Annotated in this window: 5 protein-coding genes and 1 pseudogene; 1 reads left to right on the forward strand and 5 read right to left on the reverse strand. The window is 65.9% G+C overall.

Annotated features, from left to right (window positions below; genetic code table 11):
• Nucleotides 1-492, reverse strand: a pseudogene (locus SFU54_RS04695) (ATP-dependent helicase); the annotation flags it as partial.
• 259 nt (nt 493-751) lie between these two features.
• On the opposite strand from SFU54_RS04695, the gene mmuM reads away from it, so the two are divergent.
• Entirely contained in the window at nt 752-1,642 is an 891-nt protein-coding gene (gene mmuM, locus SFU54_RS04700) for a homocysteine S-methyltransferase (protein WP_319015145.1), read from the forward strand.
• 23 nt (nt 1,643-1,665) lie between these two features.
• On the opposite strand, the gene SFU54_RS04705 is transcribed toward mmuM, so the two are convergent.
• The 4 genes from SFU54_RS04705 to SFU54_RS04720 all read right to left on the reverse strand — a co-directional run.
• Nucleotides 1,666-2,409 (reverse strand): amino acid ABC transporter ATP-binding protein, encoded by a 744-nt coding sequence (locus tag SFU54_RS04705; RefSeq protein ID WP_319015146.1) that lies wholly within the window; start codon nt 2,407-2,409, stop codon nt 1,666-1,668.
• Nucleotides 2,406-3,260 carry an amino acid ABC transporter permease gene (locus tag SFU54_RS04710; protein ID WP_319015147.1) on the reverse strand — a complete coding sequence of 285 codons (855 nt, stop codon included), beginning with the start codon at nt 3,258-3,260 and terminating at the stop codon, nt 2,406-2,408. The genes SFU54_RS04705 and SFU54_RS04710 overlap by 4 nt, the downstream gene beginning before the upstream one ends.
• Nucleotides 3,260-4,108, reverse strand: a complete 849-nt coding sequence (locus SFU54_RS04715) for a transporter substrate-binding domain-containing protein (protein WP_319015148.1) — start codon at nt 4,106-4,108, stop codon at nt 3,260-3,262. Before SFU54_RS04715 ends, SFU54_RS04710 begins: the two co-directional genes overlap by 1 nt.
• A gap of 128 nt (nt 4,109-4,236) precedes the next feature.
• On the reverse strand, nt 4,237-5,049 hold an 813-nt coding region (locus SFU54_RS04720; protein WP_319015149.1), incomplete at its 5' end, for a DUF2207 family protein.

A 5,049-nucleotide genomic window follows, 5' to 3' on the forward strand; every position in this document is an offset into this window, starting at 1 on the left:
GACCGACTTCGGAACGACCTGCTTGGCGACCTCGGGAGCAACCGTGGGGGCCTCGGTAACGATGAGCAGGTCATCCGGCTCAAGCTCGGCACCCGATGCGAGCAGCATGTCGCGACGCAGAGCTTTGGCGGCATCGCTGACCTTGGCGTCGGGAGCGAGCAAAGCGATGAGCGACGTGTCGCGTGCGGCCGTCTTCGCCATGATGCCCGCGAGACCGTCGAGGCGCTTGAGCACTTCGGCGCGCTCGCTCTCGGGAACCTCGCGGTCGTCTTTCACCCGCGCGCGCTCGTCGCGCACGAGAAGCGCGGCGACCTGAAACTTGGTGCGGTTCGAGGGGCTGACCTTGGCGCCACGCTCGGCCGCGTTCTCAACCTCGCGCACGGCGCGGGCGAGAATCGGGATGATGCCCTGCTCATCGAGCGGGCGACGACGACGCGTCGACGCCTGACGCGACGACGTGTTCTTCTTCTGACGCTGGCCGGTCTGGGCCAATGCCCCTCCTCGGGTGCTGACGACTCAGTGTGCGAACGGGCTGCGCGCGACCGGGATGGTCGAGCACCGAGAACTCCAGTCACCGACGAACGTTCGGGGCTGGGCGTATACCGCTCGTGCGTTGCGAACTCTGACCCGCACAAGAGCCTGCGAGGAGTCGAAACGCTGGTTCTGAGTGTAATGCACGCGGTGTCGGTGCTGTGACGCTGCATGACGGCGAAAGACCCGCATGAGAGCATCCGTCGTTCAGAATGGAGGCGTGTCTGTGACCGCTCTCGACCCGTTGACCGTGCTCGATGGCGGCCTCGGCAGCCACCTCGAAACGCGGGGACACGACCTCACCGGATCGCTGTGGAGTGCGCGGCTATTACTCGACCAGCCTGACGCGATTCGCTCGGCTCACCTCGACTACTTCGCCGCGGGAGCCCGCGTCGCGATCAGCGCCTCGTACCAAGTCTCGTTTGACGGGCTGGCGGCTCTCGGCATGACCGAGAGTGACGGCAGTGCAGTCTTGCGTCTGAGCGTTGAGCTCGCACGGGCGGCGCGCGATGACGCATCGCCCGGCAGTCTCGTCGCCGCATCGGTCGGGCCGTACGGGGCGGCGCGCGCCGACGGCTCGGAGTATCGCGGCGACTACGACGTCGATTCGGCGGGGCTTCGCGCATGGCACGAGCGACGATTCGAGACACTCGCGAACGCCGGTGCCGACCTCTTGGCCATCGAGACGATCCCGAGCACTGCCGAGTCAACCGCGTTGCTCGACCTCCTGCGGGGCAGCGGTACGACCGCGTGGCTCTCGTACACCGTGCGTGACGGCCACTTGCCCACAGGCGAAGCGCTTCGCGAAGCGTTTTCGGTGGCTGCGGATGTCGACGAAGTGATTGCCGTCGGCATCAACTGCTCGCACCCCGACGAGGTGCTCGGTGCGATCCGCGCCGCGCGGGCTGTGACCGACAAGGCGATCGTCGTCTACCCCAACAGCGGCGAGACCTGGAATGCCGCCACACGGTCGTGGGAGGGGCGACCGGGGCCGTCGGTGAACTTGTTGGAGTCGTGGGTCGAGGCCGGAGTCACCGCCGTCGGCGGGTGCTGTCGCGTGGGCCCAGCCGACATTGCGCAGATTGCGGATGCCCTGCGCACGCACGCCTGAGCGCGTCGCCCGCCTGCTCTCGCCTAGAGCGACCCGGTAAAGCGCGAAAGAAACGCGCGAGTGCGCTCGTGCCGAGGGCGCACGAGCACCTCGGCCGCTGGCCCTTCTTCGACGACAACTCCCCCGTCGAGAAAGACGACGCGGTGGGCGACATCTCGCGCGAACGCCATCTCGTGCGTCGCCATCACCACCGTGGTGCCCTCGCTCGCGAGCTGGCGCACGAGATCGAGAACCTCGGTGACGAGCTCGGGATCAAGCGCCGACGTGATCTCGTCGAGCAAGAGCAGTTCGGGGTTCGTGGCAATCGCGCGCACAATCGCCACCCGCTGCTGCTGACCGCCGGAGAGGCGGTCGGGGTAGTCGCGCGCGCGGTCAGCGAGGCCCACGCGATCAAGAAGCTCGAGCGCGGTCTTCTCTGCATCGGCACGGGAGCCCTTGAAGACTTTGCGCGACGCGAGCGTCACATTGTCGATCACGCGCAAGTGCGGAAAAAGGTTGAACTGCTGAAACACGACACCGATGCGTGAGCGCACGTGGTCGACCGGCACGCGAGGGTCAGACACGTCGAGGTCGCCCAGCCAGATGCGGCCGTCGTCGAGTTGCTCGATGAGGTTGATGCAGCGCAGCAACGTCGATTTGCCCGAGCCGCTCGCTCCGATGAGGGCGACGACTTCGTGCCGCTTCACCGTGAGATCAACGCCCGCGAGCACCTCGTGATCGCCAAACCTCTTGCGCACGTTCTCGAGTCGCAGCACCGTGTCGCTCATACGAGGCTGCCCATCTGCTCGCGCCGCCGAAGGCGAGCGGTGTACCAGTCCGTGAGGCGAATCATCGGCAGCGCCAAGAGCACGAACAGCAGGCCAGCGAGCACATACGGCGTGAAGTTGAAGTTGGCGGCGGTTTCGATCTGCGCCGCGCGCACAGCATCCACGACTCCGAGCACCGAGATGAGCCCCACGTCTTTCTGCATCGCGACGAAGTCGTTCATGAGCGCGGGGGTTACCTTGCGCACCGCTTGCGGCAAGACAACGATGCGCATCGTCTGACCGTGCGTGAGCCCGAGCGACCGTGCGGCGAGCCGCTGAGAGGGATGCACGGCTTCGATGCCCGCCCGAAACACCTCGCTCACGTAGGCCGAGTAGGTCAAGATGAGCGCGATGGTGCCCCAGAACTGAGCGGAGTTTCGCGGAAACAACTCAAGCCCTGGAACCCCGAACCCAATCAAGAACAACACGATAATGAGCGGCAACCCGCGAAAGAGGTCGGTGTAGGCGGCCGCGAGAGCCCGCAGCGGAAACCACACGGGCCCGCGCAACGTGCGAATCGTGGCGATCAGGATGCTCAACACGAGCACCCCGATGCTCGCGAAGAACAGCACCTGAATGTTGACCCACAGGCCCGCGATGACGCGCGGCCACGCGGCGATCGCCGTCTCGAGATCGAAGAAGCTGCGCTGAACCTGCTCCCAGCCCGGCGTGTTGATGACGGTCAGCCAGATGACCGCAGCAAACACGACGGTCGAGACGAGCGACACGAGCACCGAGCGCGTGGTTTGCACGCGCCGGTACTCGCGTCGCCCGATCTCAACGTCGCTCAGCAGGTGGTTCGACGAGGGCACTACTGAAGAATAGGCGCGCCCGCGTCAGCACCCAGCCACTCGTCGGCGATCTCGGCGAGGCGGCCCGACTCGCGTAGGGCATCCACCGCCGCGGTCACGGCGGCCGTCAGCGGGCTGTCTTTCGCGAGCACGAGGCCCCACTCGTCGCTAATGCCGGCGTCAGCCGGAAGCTGACCGAGCAGCACGCCACCATCGAGCACGACACCCGTCAAGAAGAACGCCGTCGGCAGGTCGACGACGAGCGCGTCGATCGTGCCGTTCTGCAGGGCGAGCACTGCGTCATCGTTGGTGTTGAAGGCCTGAGCACCCGCGGTGGGCGCAATCTGCTCTTCGATTGCCGTGAAGCTCGTCGTGCCGGTGGCGGCACCCACGAGGTAGTCCGCGAGGTCGGCGAGGCTCGTCGCACCCGCGGCAGGCGAGCTCTCGACCGTGATCACGGCCTGCGGAGTCGAGTAGTACGGCGACGAGAAGTCGACGTTCTCGGCGCGCTCGTCGGTGATCGTGTACTGCTGCAGGTTGAAGTCGAAGTCTTTCGGGCCGGGCTGAATCGCAGCCTCGAAGCTCGTGCGCACCCACACGACGTCTTCGGGCGCGAAGCCGAGCTCTTCTGCCACGGCGTAGGCGATGGCGGCTTCGAAGCCTTCGCCACTCTCGGGAGCGTCGTCGATCACGTAGGGGTAGTAAGCGGGCTCACCCGTGGCGATCGTGAGCTTGCCCGGGGTGACGTAACCCTCGGTCGACGACGAGCTGTCATCAGCCGGCGCACTCGGCGTGCAGGCGGCGAGCAGAAGGGATGCGGTGGCAGCAAAAGCGGCCGTGGCAATGATGCGGCGAGAAGTACGAGACATGGTGTCTTCCGATCTATCGGGCTGTGAAAGCGGGGACACCAGAATTGTGACGCGCGAGGGCCTCGAGGGTGGTGGGAGTGACGAAATGTGACGAACCGTGCACTATTCGTCGGGTGAATCGAGAGTTGTCAGACTCCCCCGCCACCGCCTCCGCCGCCACCGCCACCCGACGAACCACCGCCCGACGAGCCCCCTGACGAGCTCGACCCCGAGTAACTCGACGACAGCGTTGAACTCACCGAGCCCACGCCCGCGGCAAACGAGCCGATCGAAAATGCGCGAGTGCTCGAGAACCACGAGGGGCTCTCACCCTCGGCGTAGAACTCGCCGAGCTGCTCGGCCCAGTCGCGCTCATGGCCCGTCAACACGGCCCATGGCAAGAGTCGCTCGATGAGCTTCAACCGTTCATCGCGGCTCGTCGGGTCGACCGGCTCGCGTTCGGCACCCTGCGGCGATTGCAAGACGCGCAAGCGGTCGGCCTCGGCGAGCTCGATGTACACCTCCAGACCCTTCAGGTGATCAACGAGCTCGGCGCCCTCGGCGGTCAGCGGCGAGCGCCACAGGCACAGGCCGATGACGAGGGTCGCCGCGATGGGCACGATCATGAGCATCCACGCAAGATCACCGCCTCGCCCCTCGTCAGTCATGACGATGCCCGAGGCAAAGGTGCCGATGGTCGCGAGCATCGCGACGAACGGCAGAAGAGCCGAGTGTCGGGCCGGAATGCGCGCCCGCCAGCCGCGCGCGATGATCGCCGAACCAATGCGGCTCACTTGGCTCTGGATGCTTTGACTCAACCCCGTATTGCGAGCCGACAGTTGGTGCTCGGTGCCGATGAACAGCCCCGGAAAGAAGTAGCCGAGAAGATACTGCTCTTCGCCCTCAAGCCCGTCGGATTTTTCGAGCCGCAGTGTCCACGTATTCCGCCAGCGAAACCACGT

The sequence above is a fragment of the Microcella sp. genome, from assembly GCF_033763155.1.
Classification (GTDB): Bacteria; Actinomycetota; Actinomycetes; order Actinomycetales; family Microbacteriaceae; genus Microcella.